The sequence below is a fragment of the Lysobacter arenosi genome, assembly GCF_016613475.2.
In the GTDB taxonomy this organism is placed as follows: Bacteria; Pseudomonadota; Gammaproteobacteria; order Xanthomonadales; family Xanthomonadaceae; genus Lysobacter_J; species Lysobacter_J arenosi.
Map to the genome: position 1 here is coordinate 3,874,472 of NZ_CP071517.1, position 20,201 is coordinate 3,894,672.

At 66.1% G+C, this 20,201-nt stretch carries 19 protein-coding genes; 15 read left to right on the top strand and 4 right to left on the bottom strand.

Annotated features, from left to right (window positions below):
* Positions 1–30: 30 nt before the first annotated feature.
* The 6 genes from HIV01_RS17735 to gcvH all read left to right on the top strand — a co-directional run bounded on the left by HIV01_RS17735 (position 31) and on the right by gcvH (position 4,384).
* Positions 31–987: an SPFH domain-containing protein gene (locus tag HIV01_RS17735; protein WP_200604198.1), complete on the top strand. Its 957-nt coding sequence runs from the start codon at positions 31–33 to the stop codon at positions 985–987.
* A gap of 20 nt (positions 988–1,007) precedes the next feature.
* The gene (locus HIV01_RS17740) at positions 1,008–1,442 is read left to right on the top strand and encodes an NfeD family protein (protein ID WP_200604199.1); all 435 of its coding nucleotides are present in this window, start codon (positions 1,008–1,010) and stop codon (positions 1,440–1,442) included.
* 7 nt (positions 1,443–1,449) lie between these two features.
* A complete protein-coding gene (locus tag HIV01_RS17745) occupies positions 1,450–1,971 on the top strand; it encodes a hypothetical protein (RefSeq protein WP_200604200.1) in 522 nt (173 codons plus the stop codon).
* 114 nt (positions 1,972–2,085) lie between these two features.
* Positions 2,086–3,207: a glycine cleavage system aminomethyltransferase GcvT gene (gene gcvT, locus HIV01_RS17750; protein ID WP_200604201.1), complete on the top strand. Its 1,122-nt coding sequence runs from the start codon at positions 2,086–2,088 to the stop codon at positions 3,205–3,207.
* A 19-nt stretch (positions 3,208–3,226) separates the two neighbouring features.
* A complete protein-coding gene (locus tag HIV01_RS17755; protein ID WP_200604202.1) occupies positions 3,227–3,859 on the top strand; it encodes a 2-hydroxychromene-2-carboxylate isomerase in 633 nt (210 codons plus the stop codon).
* A gap of 129 nt (positions 3,860–3,988) precedes the next feature.
* Complete coding sequence (gcvH, locus tag HIV01_RS17760; RefSeq protein WP_200604203.1) at positions 3,989–4,384, top strand: glycine cleavage system protein GcvH; 396 nt, start codon at positions 3,989–3,991, stop codon at positions 4,382–4,384.
* Positions 4,385–5,467: 1,083 nt separating this feature from the next.
* Here gcvH and HIV01_RS18210 read toward each other — a convergent pair.
* The 3 genes from HIV01_RS18210 to HIV01_RS17775 form a co-directional block, all read right to left on the bottom strand.
* On the bottom strand, positions 5,468–5,896 hold the full coding sequence (locus HIV01_RS18210) for a hypothetical protein (protein ID WP_245157020.1): 429 nt from the start codon (positions 5,894–5,896) through the stop codon (positions 5,468–5,470).
* Between the two features lie 294 nt (positions 5,897–6,190).
* Positions 6,191–7,564, bottom strand: coding sequence for a serine hydrolase domain-containing protein (locus HIV01_RS17770; RefSeq protein ID WP_200604205.1), 1,374 nt, complete (start codon positions 7,562–7,564; stop codon positions 6,191–6,193).
* Positions 7,565–7,788: 224 nt separating this feature from the next.
* Positions 7,789–9,369: a GMC family oxidoreductase gene (locus tag HIV01_RS17775; protein ID WP_200604206.1), complete on the bottom strand. Its 1,581-nt coding sequence runs from the start codon at positions 9,367–9,369 to the stop codon at positions 7,789–7,791.
* A 212-nt stretch (positions 9,370–9,581) separates the two neighbouring features.
* Here HIV01_RS17775 and HIV01_RS17780 point away from each other — a divergent pair, with 212 nt between their 5' ends.
* From HIV01_RS17780 to HIV01_RS17800, 5 genes are all read left to right on the top strand, one after another.
* A complete protein-coding gene (locus HIV01_RS17780; RefSeq protein ID WP_200604207.1) occupies positions 9,582–10,985 on the top strand; it encodes an NTP/NDP exchange transporter in 1,404 nt (467 codons plus the stop codon).
* Between the two features lie 110 nt (positions 10,986–11,095).
* Positions 11,096–11,449 (top strand): YciI family protein, encoded by a 354-nt coding sequence (locus HIV01_RS17785; RefSeq protein ID WP_200604208.1) that lies wholly within the window; start codon positions 11,096–11,098, stop codon positions 11,447–11,449.
* A 7-nt stretch (positions 11,450–11,456) separates the two neighbouring features.
* Complete coding sequence (locus HIV01_RS17790; RefSeq protein WP_200604209.1) at positions 11,457–12,716, top strand: RNA polymerase sigma factor; 1,260 nt, start codon at positions 11,457–11,459, stop codon at positions 12,714–12,716.
* A 109-nt stretch (positions 12,717–12,825) separates the two neighbouring features.
* Positions 12,826–13,440: a DUF6151 family protein gene (locus tag HIV01_RS17795; protein ID WP_280633603.1), complete on the top strand. Its 615-nt coding sequence runs from the start codon at positions 12,826–12,828 to the stop codon at positions 13,438–13,440.
* Positions 13,441–13,499: 59 nt separating this feature from the next.
* Positions 13,500–14,765, top strand: coding sequence for a M24 family metallopeptidase (locus tag HIV01_RS17800; protein WP_200604211.1), 1,266 nt, complete (start codon positions 13,500–13,502; stop codon positions 14,763–14,765).
* 359 nt (positions 14,766–15,124) lie between these two features.
* Here HIV01_RS17800 and HIV01_RS17805 read toward each other — a convergent pair whose 3' ends face one another.
* On the bottom strand, positions 15,125–16,375 hold the full coding sequence (locus tag HIV01_RS17805) for a threonine synthase (protein ID WP_200604212.1): 1,251 nt from the start codon (positions 16,373–16,375) through the stop codon (positions 15,125–15,127).
* A 273-nt stretch (positions 16,376–16,648) separates the two neighbouring features.
* Here HIV01_RS17805 and HIV01_RS17810 point away from each other — a divergent pair, with 273 nt between their 5' ends.
* From HIV01_RS17810 to HIV01_RS17825, 4 genes are all read left to right on the top strand, one after another.
* The gene (locus HIV01_RS17810; protein ID WP_200604213.1) at positions 16,649–16,933 is read left to right on the top strand and encodes a hypothetical protein; all 285 of its coding nucleotides are present in this window, start codon (positions 16,649–16,651) and stop codon (positions 16,931–16,933) included.
* A 57-nt stretch (positions 16,934–16,990) separates the two neighbouring features.
* The gene (locus HIV01_RS17815) at positions 16,991–17,329 is read left to right on the top strand and encodes a hypothetical protein (protein WP_207527030.1); all 339 of its coding nucleotides are present in this window, start codon (positions 16,991–16,993) and stop codon (positions 17,327–17,329) included.
* Between the two features lie 266 nt (positions 17,330–17,595).
* The gene (locus HIV01_RS17820; RefSeq protein ID WP_200604215.1) at positions 17,596–18,729 is read left to right on the top strand and encodes a DUF1214 domain-containing protein; all 1,134 of its coding nucleotides are present in this window, start codon (positions 17,596–17,598) and stop codon (positions 18,727–18,729) included.
* Positions 18,730–19,129: 400 nt separating this feature from the next.
* Complete coding sequence (locus tag HIV01_RS17825; RefSeq protein ID WP_200604216.1) at positions 19,130–19,945, top strand: HNH endonuclease; 816 nt, start codon at positions 19,130–19,132, stop codon at positions 19,943–19,945.
* Positions 19,946–20,201: the final 256 nt, after the last annotated feature.

The window sequence follows — 20,201 nt, forward strand, 5'->3', positions numbered from 1 at the left end:
TACTCGGCCCACAGACAGGGAGGGGAAAGCATGGGTTCGATTCTGGCCGTAGTGCTGTTGCTGGCAGGTGTGGTGGTGCTGTTCAAGACCGTGCGGATGGTGCCGCAGGGATATGAATGGACAGTCGAGCGCTTCGGCAAGTACACCCACACGATGGACCCCGGATTGCACTTCCTGATCCCGATCGTCTACGGCGTCGGCCGCAAGATCAACATGATGGAACAGGTGATGGACGTCCCCAGCCAGGACGTGATCACCAAGGACAACGCCGTGGTCAAGGTCGACGGCGTGGTCTATTTCCAGGTGCTCGATGCCGCCAAGGCGGCCTATGAAGTGGCGACGCTGGAGATCGCCATCCTCAACCTGGTGATGACCAACATCCGTACCGCGATCGGTTCGATGGACCTGGACGAATCGCTGTCCAAGCGCGACGAGATCAACACCAAGGTGCTGGTCGCGGTGGATGCAGCGACCCATCCGTGGGGCCTGAAGGTCAATCGCATCGAGCTCAAGGACATCCAGCCGCCGCGCGACCTGGTCGATTCGATGGCACGGCAGATGAAGGCCGAGCGCGAGAAGCGCGCCAACATCCTCGAGGCCGAGGGCTTCCGCCAGGCGGCGATCCTCAAGGCCGAAGGCGAGAAGCAGTCGGTGATCCTGGAGGCCGAAGGCAACAAGGAAGCGGCGTTCCGCGAAGCCGAGGCGCGCGAGCGCCTCGCCCAGGCCGAAGCCAAGGCGACCGAGATGGTCTCGACCGCGATCGCGCAGGGCAACGTGCAGGCGATCAACTACTTCGTCGCGCAGAAGTACATCGAGGCGTTCAAGGCGCTGGCCGAGGCGCCGAACCAGAAGTTCGTGATGATGCCGATGGAGTCGGCCGGCGTGATCGGCTCGCTGGCCGGCATCGCCGAGCTGGCCAAGGAGGCGCTCGATCGCCAGCAGGTGCGCGCACCGGTCGCGCCGCCGCCGCCGCGCGTGGGAGGCTGAGCATGCAGTGGGGTGCATCCATGAACTGGCATGTGTTCACCTGGGCCGTCGTGGCGTTGTTGCTGTTCGCGGCCGAAGCGCTGGCACCTGGAGCGTTCATGCTGTGGCTGGGCTTTGCCGCCGTGGCCGTGTTCGCGATGGTGCTGCTGATCCCCGACATCCCGGTGCTGGCGCAGGTTGCGGCGTTCATAGTGCTGAGCTTCGCTTCGATCCAGGTCTACCGGACCTGGTTTCGCGGTCGTGAGCGCGGCAGCGACCAGCCCAACCTCAACCGCCGCGCCGAGGCCCTGGTCGGGCGCGTGGTCCCGCTGGATCAGCCGATCGTCAACGGCCGCGGCCGCGTGCAGATCGCCGACGCGTACTGGGAAGTGACCGGTCCCGACCTGCCCGCAGGCTCGGCCGTGCGCATCACCGCCAGCCGCGGCATGAGCCTGCAGGTCGAGCCCGCGGGCTGAGCACGAGATGCGTCGATCGTTACTGCTCGCGATGTCGTTTTTCATCGCAACTGCAGCGATCACCGCATCGGTGTCGGCGGCCGAACCGAGCCTGGTCGGCATGATCGTGCCGCCCTGGCCGGAGGGACTGAAGTCCAACACTGGCAGCTGTGTCGGCTCCGGCAGCGAGCCCGGCCAAGTCTGTGCGCGCAGCATCGCCACCCTCGACGACGCCGAAGACCGCACCTTGAAGCTGCTCGCCTCGGAGTTCGTCGATCGCCTCGGTGACGAGCCACGCTGGCGGATCACCGATGCGGTGCCGTACCCGATCCTGCGCCGCGACGAGCTGGTGGTCATCGCCACCTGCCAGCGCGATGGCATCGACGACGCCGGGCTGATCGCGATCATCGACACCGGCGCCGTTCATGCGGCCGAGCTGGAGATGCTCCCGGCCACGCGCTGGGCGATGCGCCTGGACCGGGCCACCGGCAAGTTCGTCCGCGTCGCCCCGAGCCGCGTGCGCTGCTACAACGAAGGCTCGACCGAGTAGGAGGGGCAGCGGGCAGGCGCCAGAGCGCGCACACCATGCCCCACAGCATGGTCTGCAGTCGCACGGCCGCAGGTGTGATAATTGCGGGCTCGCCCCTGACAGATCCCCCGAGCCATGACCCAGAAGACGATCCTCAACGACACCCACCGCGCCCTCGGCGCCAAGATGGTCGACTTCGGCGGCTGGGACATGCCGATCCATTACGGCTCGCAGATCGAGGAGCACCACCTGGTGCGCAGCGACGCCGGCATGTTCGACGTCAGCCACATGACCGTGGTCGACCTCAAGGGTGCGCGCGTTCGCGAGTTCCTGCGCCGCCTGGTCGCCAATTCGGTCGACAAGCTCAAGGTGCCGGGCAAGGCGCTGTACACCTGCATGCTCAACCCGCGCGGCGGCGTGATCGACGACCTCATCATTTATTTCCGTGACGAGGACTTCTTCCGCCTGGTGGTCAATGCCGCCACGCGCGACAAGGACCTGGCGTGGATCAGCGAGCAGGCCAAGGCGTTCGACGTGAGCGTCACCGAGCGTCCCGACTTCGGCATGATCGCCGTGCAGGGCCCGACCGCGCGCGACAAGGTGCTCGGCCTGCTGCGCGAGGAAGACCGCGCCGCCGTCGCCAAGCTCGGCAAGTTCGCCGCCGCGCAGGCGCGCACCCAGGGCGGCACCGACGTGTTCGTCGCCCGCACCGGTTACACCGGCGAGGACGGCTTCGAAGTCGTCGTGCCGGAAGACCAGACCGTCGCCTTCTGGAACGAGCTGCTCGCCGCGGGCGTCAAGCCGGCAGGCCTGGGCGCGCGCGACACGCTGCGCCTGGAAGCGGGCATGAACCTCTACGGCCAGGACATGGACGACGACGTGACGCCGTACGAAGCCGCGCTCGCATGGACGGTGGCACTCGACGAAGGCCGCGACTTCATCGGCCGCGACGTGCTGCAGGCACAGAAGGCCGCCGGCGCACCGCGCCAGATGATCGGCCTGGTGATGGACGAGAAGGGCGTGCTGCGCCACGGCCAGAAGGTCCTCACCGACAACGGCGAGGGCGAGATCCTGTCGGGCACGTTCTCGCCGACGCTGGGCAAGGCGATCGCGTTCGCGCGCGTGCCGGCCGGCGAGATCCCGCTGGGCACCGCCGGCAACGTCCGCGTCGACATCCGCGGCAAGGAAGTGCCGGTGCGCGTGGTCAAGTTCCCGTTCGTGCGCGACGGCAAGGCCCAGGACGGCGTGCTCGGCTGAGCCGGCGAAGGGGACTTCGGTGAGCGCGACGGTCACCTATTACTACAGCCTGATCTCGCCGTATGCCTGGTTCGGGCATGCGGCCATCCGCCAGGTGGCGCGCGAATGCGGCGCCACCCTCGTGCATAGGCCGATCAGGATCTTCAAATTGTTCGATGCCAACGGCGGCCTGCCGCTGGGCAAGCGTGCACCGGCGCGGCAGCGCTACCGCCTGGTCGAGCTGCAACGCTGGCGCGCCCGGCGCGGCCTGCCGCTGAACCTCAAGCCGAAGTTCTGGCCGGTCGACATCGCCCTGGCCGACCGCTGCCTGATCGCGCTGGTGGAGGCCGGTCACGATCCTTCCGACTACGCCGACGCCGCCTTCCGCGCGCTGTGGGCGAACGACCAGGACCTGGCCGACCCCGACGTGGTCGCCGGGCTGCTCGCCGCGCAGGGTGTCGATGCGAAGCGCGTGATGGCGCAGGCGGCGGAAGACGCCGTCGAGGTGACCTACGCGCGCAACACCGCCGATGCGATCGCCGCCGACCTGCCGGGCCTGCCCGGCTATGTGCTCAACGGCGAACCGTTCTGGGGGCAGGACCGCATCGACGACCTGCGTGATGCGCTGATCAGCGGGCGTGCGCCTTTCCTCGTCGACCCGGCACCGCTTTGATGGGCACCGCTGTGATCGGCACGATTCTCGCCGGGCCGATCCGTTCGTCCCCCACCTCTCGCATGTTGCTTCCGCGTCGGTAAACTAGGCGCCGTCCCCAAGCAGCCCCCGCAAAGTTCGAGGCCAGTCATGAGTGAAATTCCCGGCGATCTGAAGTTCATGAAGTCCCACGAGTGGGCACGCGTCGAAGGTGACGGCAAAGTCACGATTGGCATCTCCGACCACGCACAGGGCCTGCTCGGCGACCTGGTGTATGTCGAGCTGCCGAATGTCGGCGACCGCGTCGAAGCCGGTACCGCCTGCGCCGTGGTGGAGTCGGTCAAGGCCGCTTCCGACGTCTACTCGCCGGTGACCGGCAAGGTGACCGCGGTGAACGCGGCGCTCGCCGACAAGCCCGAGACCATCAACGAGGACGCCTACGGCGAAGGCTGGATCTTCACCGTCGCCATCGAGGAACCCGACCAGCTCAACGAGCTGCTGGCGCCGGACGACTACGCCGAGCTGCTCGAAGAAGAAGACAACTGAGTCACCGCCTCGCCACCCCGCAGGGCGTGGCGAGCAACAGGCGGTCGTGCGATGCACGACCGATCCCGCCACCGGCCGCCATGTGCGGCCGGTTTGCGTTTCGGGGCGCGGCCTTCCGATCGAGTTCGGAAAGTGACGATGAGGTGATTCGTAGTCGGCGGCGCCATGCCATCGCTGCACTCGCACCGACTTCCCGAACGCATGTCGGCGCTGCCGCGAACCGGCATCGCAGGACGTCGAGCGCACCTCGACGACGGTGGCGACAGGGTGCGTCGAAGCAGCCGAGCGAACTCGAGCGATGCGTCGTCGACGACTCCGAACTGCTTCGACCGACACCGCAGTGCGGTCGGCGGGTGCCGGAAAAGTTCGCGCACTTTCGCGCAAATCGGCTTGTGCGACGCGAAACCGGAGCGCCTCGATGCACCTTCCGACAGGGGGCGTTTGCCCGACCGCGGAGCGCGTTTCGATCGGCATGCGGAAGCCGTGCGAGTTCGCCGTCGATTGCGCATGCACCAGTTTCTGTTTTCGCAAACCCCTTAAATAAAGCAGTTTCAGAAAAACATTCTGGCGAGCCCGGCGATCGTCGCGCGAAGCACGCGCGTCGCGACGCGCCGCCGACGGCGGCGACCGGCCGGGCCGGGTGCCACGCCGGCCCAAAAAAAAATCGGCCAATGTGTTGACAGTATGAAAAAGCGTGATTAGGTTTCGCCCAGCAGACGTCTCCTGCGGAAGCGAGTGAGTACGAACAAAGAAACAACTCGCGGTACAAAACGAACCTCCGACCGGGCAGTCGACACGGTGGAAGCAGGGATCGTTTCCTTCGCGAAACGGGTTTTCGCAAAGGCGCAGGTATCGAGTTTCATCCAACCCGGCTCGCTTTCGGCGGTCCGGGTTTTTGTTTGCCCGCCGCTTGGCGGGCGCCTCATCCGTACCGGCGCGCGTTGCGTGTCGGCGGCTGCACGCGGGTCCGACTCCCGCGGCCCGGGCGCGCACAGACCGGCTCCATCGGCCTGGACGCACCCGACTAGTTCAGCAAGTTCTACTGGGCTTTATAGACCTGCAAGACCACTGATCAATCTCTGATCAACCACTGACGAGGAGCCATCCCATGGCCATGAAGAAAGCTGCGAAGAAGAAGCCCGCTGCCAAGAAAGCTGCCAAGAAGGTAGCCAAGAAGGCTGTCAAGAAGGTAGCCGCCCGCAAGAAGGCAGTGAAGAAGGCCGTCAAGAAGGCCGTCAAGAAGGCCGTGAAGAAGGTCGCTGCCCGCAAGAAGGCAGTGAAGAAGGCCGTCAAGAAGGTCGCCAAGAAGGCAGCAGCCAAGAAGACCGCTCGCAAGAAGGTCGCCAAGAAGGTTGCCAAGAAGGCCGTAGCCAAGAAGACCGCCCGTAAGAAGGCCGTCAAGAAGGCCGTCAAGAAGGTTGCCAAGAAGGCCGCCAAGAAGGCCGGTGCCCGCAAGTCGGCCGCCAAGAAGGCCGTGAAGAAGGTTGCCAAGAAGAAGGCGGCCCGTCGCAAGTCGGTCAAGAAGGCCGTTGCCGCTGCAATGCCGGCCACCCCGGCACCGATGATCTAAATAAGAAAGTCCCGATTGCCGTAATCCAGCTCTCTCCCCGCAGCCCAGGTGGGGGGAGAGTTTTTTTTTGGGGATCCGGAAATGCGCGACGCCCGGGACCCCGTCATCCCGGCGAACGCCGGGATCCATCTTGCTGTTGCCTTCGCGTCACCGCCAACGTGGATCCCGGCTTTCGCCGGGATGACGGTGCGGACGGTGGTGCGTCTGCCCGGCGCGATCGCCGGACTACGCGAGGATCAACGCGGAGCGGAGCTGGCCGTCTGTGCCTGGCTGCCCGGTGCGTTCGGCGAGGCCGGCTGTGCGGCGTCGGCGTAAAGGGTCTCGTCGATGTCGTCGTCGAGCCACTGCTGCTGCGACAGGCCCAGTGCGCGGTCGAGGATGGTCGGCACCAGGCCGGAGGGCAGCGAGCTCTCGCTGTTCCACATCACGGCGACGCCGAAGTCGCGGTCGGGCACCATCGCGATCATGCCGCGATAGCCCTGCACCGCACCGCCATGGAACACGATGCGATGGCCGCCGTAGTCGTAGACGCGCCAGCCCAGTGCATAGCCGGCGGAGGTAAGACGCTGGCGGCGCCAGGAAGAACCGCGCATCTCGCTCGGCGTGTCGACCAGCGGCTGGTGCAGCGTCGCCAGCAGCGGCGCCGGCAGCACGTCGGGGCGATGTCCGGTGTGGGCGAGCAGGTACTGCGCCATGTCACTGGCGCTGGCGTTGACGCCAGCGGCCGGCAGCACCTGGTAGTAGGTCGACTTGGGCATCGTCGACACCCAGCCGCCACGACCGCGCACGTGCGGACGCGCCCAGCTCGGGCTGGCCTGGATGCCTTCCAGGCCGAGGCTGGCGTCGTTCATGCCCAGGGGCTTGAACAGACGGCGCTGCACTTCCTGCGCATAGAAGTCGCCGGTGGCGGCAAACACCACGTCGCCGATCAGGCTGAAGGCAATGTTCTGGTAGCTGTAGCAGGTGCCCGGTGCGCACTTGAGCGGCGCGTACGCCAGCTTCTGCGTCAGCGTGCGGTAATCGGTGAAGCGCTCGAGGTCGCGGTCGAAGGCATTGTGGGTCAGGCCGACGCGATGGCTGAGCAGGTCGGCGACGGTGAGCTGCTGCGACGCGGACGGATCGCTGAGCTGGAAGCTCGGCAGGTACCGCACCAGCTTGCTGTCCCAGCGCAGCGAGCCGTCATTGACCAGCAAGCCGGTCATCGTGCCGGCGAAACTCTTCGACAGCGATGCCAGGCGGAACACGGTGTGCGAGTCGACCGCGGTCGCGTGGCTTACGTCGGTGATGCCGTAGCCGCGCGCGCTGATGATCTGGCCGTTGTGCACCAGCGCCATCGCCAGGCCGGGAACGCGCTGGCCGGCGACCAGCTGCTGCGCCATCGATTCGAACTGGCGTACATCGAATCCCGGTGCCAGCGGCGGCGCCGGCGGGAGCGGTGCAGTGCGGGTGGTGACCGTGACGCTGCCCTGTGCCGCGACGCTGGGCGTGCTCGGCTGCGGGTTCCAGTGCAACGGGGTCTGTGCGGTGGAGCCCAGGGTCAGCGGCAGCAGCAGGGCGATGGCGCCGAGTCGCGGGAGGGCGCGGGAGCGCTTCTTGTTATTGGTATTCATGGCCCTGAGCGCCTGTTCGTGCTGCGATCCGGCCCGATTCTAGCTCCGATCTCAGGGGTTGTGGCAGCTATGGGACTCACCGGACTGATTTGGCTGGGATAAGTGCCGGGCATCTCATTTCGCAGGCCCTGCTGGCACCTGTTCAGATTTTTGCGTGTTCGGGCACTGCGCAAAATGAACGTCGCACCCGCGTGCTTGGGCTAGCGTGCTTCAGCCCGCGTGCTTCAGCCCGCGCGGATGAAGTCGGCGGCACGCTCGGCAATCATCATCGTCGGCGCGTTCGTGTTGCCGCCGATCAGCGTCGGCATAACCGAGGCATCGACCACGCGCAGGCCTTCGACGCCGCGCACGCGCAGCTGCGGGTCGACCACGGAGGCCTCGTCGTGGCCCATGCGGCAGGTGCCGACCGGGTGGTAGATGGTCTCGGCCTTGGCGCGGATGAATTCCATCAGCTGCGCGTCGTCGAGATCGTTGCGTGCCGGGAAGATCGGCGCGCCGCGGTAGGCATCGAACGCCGGCTGCGCGAGCAGCTCGCGCGACAGCCTGGCGCACTCGACCATCATCTTCATGTCGAAGCCATCGGCATCGCTGAGGTAGTTGGCTTCGATCCGCGGCTTGTCGCCGGCGCGCGCGCTGGCCAGGGTGATGCGGCCGCGACTGCGCGGACGCAGGAAACAACCGTGCACGGTGTAACCGATGCCCTTGAGGCGGTGGCGGCCGTGGTCGTCGAGCATGGCCGGGACGAAGTGCAGCTGGATGTCCGGACGATCGTCGGGCGCGAAGCGTGAGCGCACGAACGCACCGGCTTCGGCGATGTTGCTGCTGCCCACGCCGCTGTGGCCGCGCATGTAGTAGTCGAAGGCGACCTTGGCGTCGTTGAGGCGGTCGTAGGTCACCGGCTGCGTGGCGTGCTGCAGCGTGCAGATGTCGAGGTGGTCCTGCAGGTTCTCGCCGACCTGTGCGGCGTCGGCGACGACGTCGATGCCGTGGCGGCGCAACAGCGCGGCCGGGCCGACGCCGGACAGCATCAGCAGCTGCGGCGAGTTGATGGCACCGCCACACAGCAGCACTTCGCGCGCTGCCGGCTGGTGGAAGGCACGGCCCTTGGAGGTATAGATCACGCCGTTGGCGCGGCCGCGCTCGAAGGTGATGCGGTTGACCTGGGCATCGGTGACGATGGTCAGGTTGCGGCGCTCACGGATCGGATCGAGGTAGGCCACCGCGCTGGAGCAGCGGGCGCCGTTCTTCTGCGTGACCTGGTAGAGGCCGAACCCTGCCTGCGCGGGACCGTTGAAATCGCGGTTGAGCGGATAACCGGCCTGATGGCCGGCCTCGATGAAGGCCTGCGACAACGGGCTGCTGTAGCGCAGATCGGACACGTACAGCGGGCCTTCGTCGCCGTGCAGCGCGTCGGCGCCGCGCTGGTTGCGCTCGCTGCGGCGGAAGTAGGGCAGCACCGACTTCCAGTCCCAGCCATCGGCGCCGAGCGCGGCCCACTCTTCGTAATCGCCGGCGACGCCGCGCGTGTAGCACATCGCATTGATCGAACTGGAACCGCCCAGCACCTTGCCGCGCGGCCACCACAGCACGCGGTTGTCGAGCTGCGCTTCGGCTGCGGTGTGGTAATCCCAGTTGACCCGCTTGTTGTTGACCAGCTTGGCCAGGCCGGCGGGCATGTGGATGAAGGGATGGCTGTCGCGCGGGCCGGCTTCGACCAGCAGCACCCGGACGTCGGGATCGGCGGACAGGCGATTGGCGAGGACGCAGCCGGCGGAGCCGGCACCGATGATGATGTAATCGAACACGTTGCCTGCGCCCTGCTCGTGGAGACTGCCCTACAGCCGAGCGACCGTAAGGGGGGCCATTAGAGCAAATGCTCCCGCGGGACGGTGCGGGGCAGGGCCGGCCCGGCGACCGCGCCTGTGGCCGCTCCCGCGCCTGCTTCACGCCCCGTCGGCCGCTCCCCTATCATCCGCCCAACCCACAGCGCGCCGGCCGGCCGCGAGGAAAGCGGAACATGGCGACAGGCGGGCACGGCGAGGGCGCGGTCGGCGACGGCGCGGGCGAGCGTGGCCGGGGCGAGCGTGGCCGGAGCGAGGGCGGCCACCTGCGCAACTTCCAGGCCGCGCTGCGCGAGTCGCCGCCGCTGTGGTGGTCGCTGCTGTATTTCTTCTGCCTGCTGTGTGGCTATTACGTGCTGCGTCCCGTCCGCGACGCCATGGGTGCCTCCGGCGACATCGCCACGGTATTCCCGCAGGCCAGCATCGACTGGGCGGCGGCGCACGGCTTCGCCCTCAAGGACTTCACGCTGCAGGTGCTCTTCACTGGCACCTTCCTGACGATGGTGCTCTTGCAGCCGGTGTACGGGGCGCTGGTGTCGCGCTTCCCACGCCGCGTATTCCTGCCGGCGGTGTACCTGGTCTTCATCGCCTGCCTGCTCGGCTTCTACTGGGCTTTCGACCACGACGTGCCGGGGCGCGGCGCGGTGTTCTTCATCTGGGTGGCGGTGTTCAACCTGTTTGCGGTGGCCGTGTTCTGGAGCTTCATGGCCGACGTGTTCGACAACGACCACGCCAAGCGCCTGTACGGCTACATCGGCGCGGGCGGCACGATCGGCGCGCTGGTTGGCCCGCTGCTGACGACCAGCCTGGTAGGCACGATCGGCGTGGCCAACCTGCTGCTGGTGTCGGCCGGCTTCCTCGCGGTGTGCCTGCTGTGCATCCTGCAGCTGCGCAAGTGGGCGATCCGGCGCGAGCAGCTCAGCGGCGGCGTCGACGGCGAGTCCGCGATGGGCGGATCGATCGTGGCCGGCCTGCGCCTGGTCTGGCAGCGGCCGCTGCTGCGCGCGCTGGCGATCACGGTGTTCTTCGGCGTCGGCGTCGGCACGCTGCTCTACAACGAGCAGGCGGCTATAGTGAAAGCGTTCTACCCCGATGCGCGCGCGGCCACGCGCTACTACTCCATCATCGACGGCGCGGTGAACACCGTGACCATCCTGGTGCAGTTGCTGCTCACGCGCTTCCTGCTGCGTCGCTACGGCGTCGGGCCGACGCTGCTGATCCCCGCGTTCGCCATCCTCGGTGGCTACGCGATGCTGGCGCTGTCGCCGGTGCCGCTGCTGGTGGCGATGGTGCAGGTGGCTACGCGCGCCGGCGAGTTCTCGCTGGCCAAGCCCGGTCGGGAAACGATCTACACCCGCGTCGATCGCGAATCGCGCTATAAGGCCAAGGCGGTGATCGACACGGTGGTCTATCGCGGCGGCGACCTGACGTTCGTGTGGCTGCACAAGGCGCTGTCGGCGTTCGGCTCGCGGCTGGTGTTCGTGGCCGGCATGGCCGTCGCGCTGGGCCTGACCTTTGGCGCATGGAAAGTGATCCGCGCGCAGCGCACGCTGCCTGACGAATCGAGCCCGTCTGCGTAATCCCCCGGACCGGGATGTCGAAACCCGGCACCTGGGGACGACTATCCGGTAAGGCGGCACGAACCGGCCGCCCCTGCCGCGCCCCGGCGCAATCCTCACAGGAGCCGACCATGAAATACGCCTGCCTGATCTACGACGACGAGAAGCTGTTCGACGCCATGCCCAAGGACGAGGTCGACGCGATCCTCGGCGAGTACTTTGCCCTTTCCGACGAGCTGGGCCAGAGCGGCCATCTCCTGGGTGGCGAGGCCCTGATGCCTGTGAGCAGCGCGACCGTCGTGCGCGTCCGCCACGGCCGCACCTCCACCACCGATGGCCCGTACGTGGAGACCAAGGAGCAGCTGGGCGGCTTCTTCCTGATCGAGGCGCGCGACCTCGACGAGGCGATACGCATCGCTGCGCGCATCCCGTCGGCCCGCTTCGGCAGCGTCGAGGTGCGGCCAGTGATGGAGTTCGAACGGTAGCCAGCTGGTGAGCGACCTCGGCGACCGCAGTGGCGATCCGGTCCGCGACCGGCTGGACGCGGTCTACCGCCTTGAATCGCGCCGCGTCCTGGCCACGCTGATCCGCCTCCTCGGCGACTTCGACCTCGCCGAGGAGGCGCTGCACGACGCCTTCCGCGCCGCGATCGAGCAATGGCCGCAGCAGGGCATACCGGAGCAGCCACGCGCCTGGCTGGTGTCGGCCGGGCGCTTCAAGGCGATCGACAGCCTGCGCAGGCGCTCGCGCTTCGACGCATCGCTGACGCAGATCGCCGAGCGACTCTACAGCGACCTCGGCGACGGTGCCGCCCTCGACGAGGACGTGGAGGACGACCGCCTGCGCCTGATCTTCACTTGCTGCCACCCGGCCCTGTCCGCCGATGCGCAGGTCGCCCTCACGCTGCGCGAAGTCTGCGACCTGACCACGGAGGAGATCGCGCGGGCGTTCCTGATCCCGGCGCCGACCGTGGCCCAGCGCATCGTCCGTGCGAAGTCGAAGATCCGCCAGGCGCGGATCCCCTACCAGGTGCCGTCCCGCGAAGAACTGCCGCAGCGCATCGACAACGTGCTGCAGGTGATCTATCTCGTTTTCAACGAGGGCTACGTGGCGACGTCGGGCGAGTCGCTGACGCGCCACGATCTTTGCTGCGAAGCGACCCGGCTTGGCCGCTTGCTGGTGGAACTGCTGCCCGACCCGGAGACACTCGGCCTGCTGGCGCTGATGCTGCTGCACGAGTCGCGGCGGCCGGCGCGCGCTACTACGGGTGGTGACCTCGTGCTGCTCGCCGAGCAGGACCGCAGCCTGTGGGACCGCCGTCTGATCGCCGAAGGACTGGCGCTGGTGCAGCGGATCCGTGCATCGCGCCGCTTCGGCCCGTACAGCCTGCAGGCCTCGATCGCCGCGGTGCATGCCGCCTCCGCCAGCGCCGCGCAAACGGACTGGGCGCAGATCGTTGCGATCTACGAACTGCTGCTGCGCGCCGACCCCTCGCCGGTGGTCGAGCTGAACCGCGCAGCGGCGGTGGCGATGCGCGACGGCCCTGCCGCGGGGCTGGCCCTCGTCGAAGCCCTGCTCGCGCGGGGCGAACTGCTTCAATACCCGCTGGCGCATTCGGCACATGCCGATTTGTGCCGGCGGTTGGGGAGAACCGAACAGGCACGCGCATCCTACCTGCGGGCACTGGAACTGACGCAGCAGGCGCCGCAACGGCGCTTCATCGAGCGCAGGCTGGGCGAGCTGGAGGGATGACGGCGGGCCTGCACATCGACACTGCCGGTCGATGGAGGACGGCGCCAATGCTAGAGTCGCCGGGGTCCGGAAGGAGAAGGATTTTTTCATGGAGACCACAGGCATGACGATGCAATTGCGCTGTCGCTGCGGAGCGGTGAGGGGCGAAATGGACACCCGCCGCGCCTACACACGGGCGACCTGTTACTGCAAGGACTGCCGTGCCTACGGACGCTTCATCGGGCAGCCTGGCGTGCTGGATGCCGGCGGTGGCACCGACATCGTCGCGATGGCACCGGTCGCCGTGCGTTTCACTTCCGGCTCCGAGCACATTGCCTGCATGTCGCTCAGTCCCAACGGACTGCTGCGCTGGTACGCGTCGTGCTGTCGCACGCCCTTGGGCAATACGCCGCGCAATCCGAAGGTGCCCTACGCGGGCCTGGTGACAGTCTGCTTCGATGCAGCGCCGGAAGCGGTGGACACGGCGTTCGGTCCGCAGGGTCGCATCGTGCTGAGCGCCAAGACGGCCACCGCGCCGGTCAGCGCCACGCCGCTTACTTTCATCACGGGCGGGTTGCGCATCTTCGCCGGCATCATCGGCGCTCGACTGCGTCGCGAGCGCGCAACGCCGTTCTTCGACGCCAGCGGTCGTCCGTTGCGCGAGCCGGAGGTGATCAGTCGTGACCAGCGCGCCGCGCTGGAGCAGCTCGATGCCCGGCAAGAGGACGGCGGAGACCGGCTGTAGGAGAGGCAAGTTCCGGCCTCATACTGCGAAGCATCCCCAGGCAACAGTCCGGAGACTCCATGCGTCGTCGCGACTTTCTCAGTGCAGCCGTTGCCGCCGCCGGCGCCGCGTCTGCCACTTTCACGGTGGTCGGCCGGGCCGCCCACGCCGCACCGGCCGGTGTGCCTGGCCTGACCTCGTTGACCGTCGGCGCCAAGCCGATTTCGGCCGACGAACGCCTGGCACGGATCGCCAAGCTGCAACGCTTGATGGTCGACCAGAAGATCGGCGCCCTGATCCTCGAGTCAGGCTCGAGCCTGGATTACTTCACCGGGATCCAGTGGCATCGCTCGGAGCGCACGACCGCCGCCGTGATCCCGGCCCGGGGCGAGATCGTCGTCGTGACGCCGGCCTTCGAAGTGCCCTCGGTCCGCGAGACCCTAGCAGTCGGCGGCGACGTGCGGCCTTGGAATGAGCACGAGAGCCCGTTCGCCCTCCTGGTGGGCGCCCTCCGCGACCGCGGTGTCACTTCAGGCCCGATAGCGTTCGAATCCACCACGCGACTCTTCATCGTCGACGGCGTGCGCGATGCAAGCGCAGGGGCCTACCAGGTGGTGTCCGGCGACGCCCTGGTGAAAGCCGTCCGGCTGATCAAGTCGCCGGCCGAACTTGCACTGATGCAAGTCGCCAACAACGTCACGCTGGCAGCACTGCGCCACGTCCATGACAACGTCCGACCCGGCATGCGCCCCGACGAGATCGCCGCCATGACCGATGCCGCCACGGCGGCACTGGGTGGCGTGCCGGGGTTCGCCCTCGTGTTGTTGAACGAGGCCAGCGCCTATCCGCACGGATCCAAGCAGCCGCAGACGCTGCGCGAGGGCTCGGTCATCCTGATGGACGTGGGTTGCACCGTGCACGGCTACCAATCGGACATCTCGCGCACCTGGGTGATGGGGAAGCCGACCGCGAAGCAGCGAAACGTCTGGGATACCGTCAAGCGCGGCCAGGAGCTGGCGTTGGCGACCGCCAAGCTGGGTACGCCGGTGGGCGCCATCGATGACGCCGTACGCGCCTACTACGAAAAGGAAGGCTGGGGTCCCGGCTACCGGCTGCCCGGTCTTTCGCACCGCACCGGCCACGGCATCGGCCTGGACGGCCACGAGCCGCCCTACCTCGTGCATGGCGACACCACGCCGCTGGCACCGGGCATGTGCTTTTCCGACGAACCGGGACTCTACATTCCAGGCGAGTTCGGAGTCCGGATGGAGGACTGCTGGTACATGACCGAGGCGGGGCCGAAACTTTTCACCGAACTGGCCAGGTCGATCGACGATCCGATCTGATCGGTTCCGCGGCAAGCAACATCCAAGTTCAAGGCGTTCGGTAGGTCGGTGATGATGGGCCTGGCAGTCACTACCATTTTGGAGGGATCATGAGACTACGCACAGCCTTAAGTCTGATGTTCTGCCTTGTCGCTGCGGGTTGCGCTACCGGATCGGCAACGATTCACTCGGCCAATGCCAGCCCGACCTCAAACCAGAGCGAGCAGAATCTGGCCGAGAAGCGCCGACTACGGCGCCTGGAGACGATGGCGGCTCCTATTCCCCAGCGAAGTGGACTCATCCGGGGGAAGTAGGTGCCGGCAGTGTCCGCAGCGAGTTGGCTGGCCTGCGTCCTGAACCACGGTCTGGATCTGGCGCCGTCATAGCAGGTGGCGCAGCGTCGGCAGGTACTTCTCGCTGGAGCCGGTGTTGACCGCGACCACCCGCTCACCGCGCCGGACGAGGCCGCGGTCGAGCAGCTGTGGCAGGGCAGCGAGGCAGGCTGCGCCCTCCGGCGAGATCCAGTCGCGCGTGCGGCGCCACCCCGCTGCGAGTTCGGTTTCGATCTCAGCTTCATCGACCGCGATCGCCGCGCCACCGCTCGCCCGGATGATGTCCAGCACGCGGAAATGACCGACGCCGCCGGGCACGTTGAGACCCACCGCGAGGGTCTGGCCCGCCTCGACGACTGTCGTGTCCCCCGCGCCGTCGTCGAACGCACGCACGAGCGGGGCGGTTCGTGCGCTTTGCACGCACAGCATGCGCGGGCGTCGCGCACCGATCATGCCGATTGCCTCGAGCTCGTCCCACGCCTTCCACATGCCCAGCACGCCGGTGCCGCCGCCGGTGGGATAGATCACCGCATCGGGCAACGACCAGCGTGTTTCGCCCGGCACCGGCTCAGCGAGTTCGAGGCCGAGCGATTTCTTCCCCTCGATCCGCCACCCAGGTTCCTGAAACGTCGCGACGGAAAACCAGCCATTTGGGATGTAGCGCTCCTTGAGGAACGCGCCGGCCTCGCGGATGGTCGGGCCGACCAGCTCAAGCATCACCCGATCGGGATAGCGCTTGGCGGCCGCGGCGACGCCGCCGAGAATTGGCATGGGCGTGTCGTCCGGCATTGCGACAACGACGCTCAGCCCCCCTTCGAGCGCGTAACGCACCAGCGAATCGCCGGCGTTGCCCTGCGTCGGCACCGCGAGCCTGGTCAGCCCCAGTCGTCGCGCCTGCGCGGCGACCATCGCCATACCGCGATCCTTGAAGCTCTGCGTCGGGTTCGCGCCGTGGCCGGGATGCGCCTTGCCTTCGTCCTTGAGCTGGAGCGCAAGGCCCGCCTTTGCCGCGACCGGATGCGTCGAGTAATCGAGCAGCGGCGTCGCGCCTTCGCCGAGCGGGACGAGATGCGCGGCGTCGACCGGATCGTCGGCATCGAGCGCCATCAACGCGCCAAAGCGCCACAGGTCTCGACGCTGCGGGCGATACCACGCCGCATCTGGTTTCTCGCCCGCCAGTCGCTCGAGGTCGAGCACCATCTCGACCGGCCGGCCGTCGACCGGATCGAGGTTCATCGGTACGTCGGCGGAATACTCGACGCCGGAGGCGATACCTCGAACGCAGCGTACGTAGGACATGGGCGGACCCGATCGGAGGTCCGTCGTTTGTCGCAGTCCCGCGCCCGGATTGCAACCGCGCGCGGCTCTCCCTGTTCGTTGACCGTGGTGGGCGTTGGCCGAGTGAGGCATTGACCGGGGGCACCCGTGGGCGCTCGGCTATACGCCGGCTTGTTGGCCGGACCCAGCTTGCATAAGCTCAAGTGCAATCAGGGGGTTACAGCCCATTCGCCGGGGTGTGGCGTCAGACGTATAACCGGACCCACGGGTCCGTCTATTAGGTAGCTGGGCGTCATGGATGGTTTCGAGAAGGTCATTGAGATGGTCGACTTCTACGATGGCCCTAGAGAAGGGGTCGCCCTCTTTGGTGGGAAGCCGCACACCTTCAAGTCACGAATGCTGGACATCCACGGCCCAGACGATGCCATGGATTTGTTTGATCTCACTCCGTTGGGATCCGATGTGCCAGTAGCGGTCGCCAGCGCAGAGTTCCGTCGTGCTGCCGATTGCCGCGCTGGGCCAGGGGAGTGGTCAAGTCTTGAGGTGCGCTGGTCGCAGGTGGGCGCAGATGGCACCTGACAATTCATTCAAGTGGAAGCCGCTTCGCGGCTCCCCTTGATTCAGGCGTTAGGCCTTATGGAAAGGCATCAGCAGTTGAAAGACCTGGAAGATCACTTGGATCAGCTCGTAGCCATGCTATCCCTTGATCCAATGTGCGGCTGGTGGAAGCATTTCGAGAGTTGCCTCTGTGCAACCAGGGAGCTTCTCAGGCTTGGCTTCTCGCAGCAGCAGCTCAACGAACTTTCGGGTTCAGTCATGTGCGTGTATGGCGGATCTGGCAGCTTCAACGACTATGCGCCCGTGACCCGAGTTGGGCCTGACGGTGCCCTGGAGCTGGTTGCTGGCATGGACGCTGTTGATAGGCTGGCAGGCAAGGTCTATCGGTCAGCACTCGCGCTGCGGGTAGTCGGCTAAGGCATAACAGTTCGTTCAAGCCGAACACAAATCGCTTCGCGCAAGCCGAAGCCGCTTCGCGGCTCGGCTTAGTTCAGGCGTTGGCGAATGGCCGCTTATGGCCGATAGCGGGCATCGGTGCTACCTAAGCGTCGGGAACTGGTGCTAACTTCCGCTTCCGATCCAAAGCGGACACGCTCCCTCACACCAGCTAAACGCGACCAGAACAAGACTGCCGCTCTTCGTCGAGGCATGGTACTTCCCGACATGGAGAAGGTGGTGGTCTTATGAATGCCAGAAGCTATACAGCCCGCGTGCACGCTGCCTTCGTCGTCTGCGTCGTCTGCGTCGTCGTGGCGGCTGCAGGGTGCCAGAAGCCGACCAGTTCCGCGGCTCCTTCTGAGCCGGCGGCGTCGGCCGCGTCTCAACCGCCGGATTCCGCGGCATCGACGACGGCCGCTGCGTCGCAGCCGACACTGGTGACCGAAGAGAACTTCGTCCGCGCAGAGAGCGACAAGTATTTCAACAGCCGGGTCGAGGGGAGTGGGATCGGCAAGCTCGGGATCCTCCGCGAGTTGATGCCGATCGACAAGCAGGCGGTTATCCGATCGAATCGTGACACGCTGTACTCGCCTGGGGTTTTCGATCTCGAAGCAGGCCCGGTAACCGTCACGCTGCCAGATCCGGGCAAGCGCTTCATGTCGGCCCTCGTGATCGATCAGGATGAGTACGCTCTGAAGACGGTGTACGCGCCGGCGACATTCACCATTTCGAAGAACGACGCCGAAACACGGTACGTGCTGATCGGCGTTCGGACGTTTGCCAATCCGAACGATCCGGCGGACATGAAGGCAGCCCACGCGTTGCAGGACCATGTCAAGGTGGAGCAGGCCGGCACGGGATCCTGGGAAGTCCCCAGGTGGGATGCGGCGAGCCAGGATAATGTCCGTGCACGGCTGATCCAGCGTGCTGCGACATTGACCGACAGCCGCGGCATGTTTGGTCCGAGGGGACAAGTGGACCCGGAGAAACACCTGATTGGTGCCGCCAGCGGCTGGGGCGGAAACAACGAGAAGGATGCGATCTACCTGATCGTGGTGCCGCCGAAGAACGACGGGAAGACAGTCCACACGATGAGGGTCGAGCCTGGTGTTCCAGTCGACGCCTTCTGGTCGGTCAGCGTGTACGGGCAGGATGGCTACTTCCACAAGAACGACCTGGACGCATACTCGGTCAACGACGTCACGGCAAAGAAAGCGGCCGACGGTTCGGTCACCATCCAGTTCGGTGGTTGTGACGGCAAGGTGCAAAACTGCCTGCCGATCATGGCTGGCTGGAACTACTGGGTGCGGCTCTACCGCCCGAAGCAGGCCATTCTCGACGGCACCTGGAAATTCCCGGAAGCCAAGCCTGCGTCCTGAGTACTGTTCCGTGCCCGACGCAAATGTCCGCTTGTGGCCGAAACGGTCATTGGGGCAGGGCGGTCGCCTCGTCCAGTGTTAACGTCCGCTTTCGACCCATAGCGATCATTCGCAAAGGGTAGTGCCGGGTGCGGCCTCTGTCCTTACCCGGGCTACACCCGCTGGCGACCAGCGCACGGGGCCCGTCCGCAGGTTACTGGTTATGACGGCATCGCTGGCGGGACGATCGTCCACGTCGCGTAATCCGCGGGTGGTGCGCTTCGCTTACCCGGACTACGTTTGTTAAGGCGCGGACCGGCAGGCCGCCTCTGGCCGAAGGCGCAAGCGATGATCGCAAAGATCATTGGCGGTTCCTTGGCTACTATCTAGGGACGGTCTCGTCGGACACTTGGGGGAGTTGATGGCTGTCAATCAGGAAGAGCGTGCTTACCGGGCTTGGAATGTACTAGCCGCGGTAGCGTCGAAGGCCAGTGGGCTGATCACCTACGGGGAGTTGGGTGCGGCAATCAATGTCCACCCACGCGCGCTTCGTTATGTGCTGGGGGTCATCCAGGCGTATTGCCTCGACCAGAAGCTTCCGCCTTTGACGATCCTGGTGGTGAATGCGCAGGATCAGACGCCAAGCTCGGGGTTCATCGCTTGGGATGTGGATGACCTGCCCGAAGGATTGCGGAAGGTCCGCAACTACGCATGGAACGAGAGCGAGAACCCGTTCCTCTATGCATCTCAAGGCGAAACCGAAGAAGCGCTCGCCGCGGAGCTGGATTCCGACCCCGGGAAGGCCGCCGACATCTACGCGCAGGTCAAGGTGCGTGGCACGGCGCAATCGATCTTCAGAAAGGCGCTGTTGCTCGCGTATCAGGGGCGGTGCGCAATCTGTGGGCTGACCTTCGAGGATGCCCTTCAGGCGGCCCACCTGATCGAATGGAACGCCTGCAGCCCTGCGCAGCGGATGGCCACGTGCAACGGCCTGCTGCTTTGCGCAACGCATCATCGCTTGTTCGATTGGGGTTACATAACCATCGCGCCAGATCACACCGTGTACTACATCGATCCGATGGGCAGGGATGGGAAGTACTCCAGCGCGGACAGCCAGGTCTCAACGGCCCTTCATGGAAAAAAAGCTTTCATGCCAAAGGACCGCCGCCACTGGCCTTCGGCGGAGTGTCTTGGATGGCACTACAAGACGCACGAGTGGAAGCTCCATGCCATGTAGCTGCATTGCAAAACAATCGTGTGTGGCTGCCGTCGGCCGGGACAGGTGTTAGTGTCCGCTTTGGGTCCCAAAGCGGACGTTAGACCCTTGTCCCGTCGGGCTTGGCATCGGCTCGTTAGCGGGCCAAAAATCTCTTGAGGCTGTAGCGGCTGCCATGATGCGAAACTGCGCTGTCCTGCTTTTCATTGTGGGATGCGTGCCGACACAGGCGTCTGCATGCGTGTGTAGCCCTGGAGAAGGAAAGCAGCAGCCCCTG

Bases quoted from the DNA above. Each gene is read 5' to 3' on its own strand.
- HIV01_RS17735 (WP_200604198.1), top strand. From the start codon at position 31: ATGGGTTCGATTCTGGCCGTAGTGCTGTTGCTGGCAGGTGTGGTGGTG.
- HIV01_RS17740 (WP_200604199.1), top strand. From the start codon at position 1,008: ATGAACTGGCATGTGTTCACCTGGGCCGTCGTGGCGTTGTTGCTGTTC.
- HIV01_RS17745 (WP_200604200.1), top strand. From the start codon at position 1,450: ATGCGTCGATCGTTACTGCTCGCGATGTCGTTTTTCATCGCAACTGCA.
- gcvT (WP_200604201.1), top strand. From the start codon at position 2,086: ATGACCCAGAAGACGATCCTCAACGACACCCACCGCGCCCTCGGCGCC.
- gcvH (WP_200604203.1), top strand. From the start codon at position 3,989: ATGAGTGAAATTCCCGGCGATCTGAAGTTCATGAAGTCCCACGAGTGG.
- HIV01_RS17770 (WP_200604205.1), bottom strand. From the start codon at position 7,564: ATGAATACCAATAACAAGAAGCGCTCCCGCGCCCTCCCGCGACTCGGC.
- HIV01_RS17780 (WP_200604207.1), top strand. From the start codon at position 9,582: ATGGCGACAGGCGGGCACGGCGAGGGCGCGGTCGGCGACGGCGCGGGC.
- HIV01_RS17785 (WP_200604208.1), top strand. From the start codon at position 11,096: ATGAAATACGCCTGCCTGATCTACGACGACGAGAAGCTGTTCGACGCC.
- HIV01_RS17795 (WP_280633603.1), top strand. From the start codon at position 12,826: ATGCAATTGCGCTGTCGCTGCGGAGCGGTGAGGGGCGAAATGGACACC.
- HIV01_RS17800 (WP_200604211.1), top strand. From the start codon at position 13,500: ATGCGTCGTCGCGACTTTCTCAGTGCAGCCGTTGCCGCCGCCGGCGCC.
- HIV01_RS17805 (WP_200604212.1), bottom strand. From the start codon at position 16,375: ATGTCCTACGTACGCTGCGTTCGAGGTATCGCCTCCGGCGTCGAGTAT.
- HIV01_RS17810 (WP_200604213.1), top strand. From the start codon at position 16,649: ATGGATGGTTTCGAGAAGGTCATTGAGATGGTCGACTTCTACGATGGC.
- HIV01_RS17815 (WP_207527030.1), top strand. From the start codon at position 16,991: ATGGAAAGGCATCAGCAGTTGAAAGACCTGGAAGATCACTTGGATCAG.
- HIV01_RS17820 (WP_200604215.1), top strand. From the start codon at position 17,596: ATGAATGCCAGAAGCTATACAGCCCGCGTGCACGCTGCCTTCGTCGTC.
- HIV01_RS17825 (WP_200604216.1), top strand. From the start codon at position 19,130: ATGGCTGTCAATCAGGAAGAGCGTGCTTACCGGGCTTGGAATGTACTA.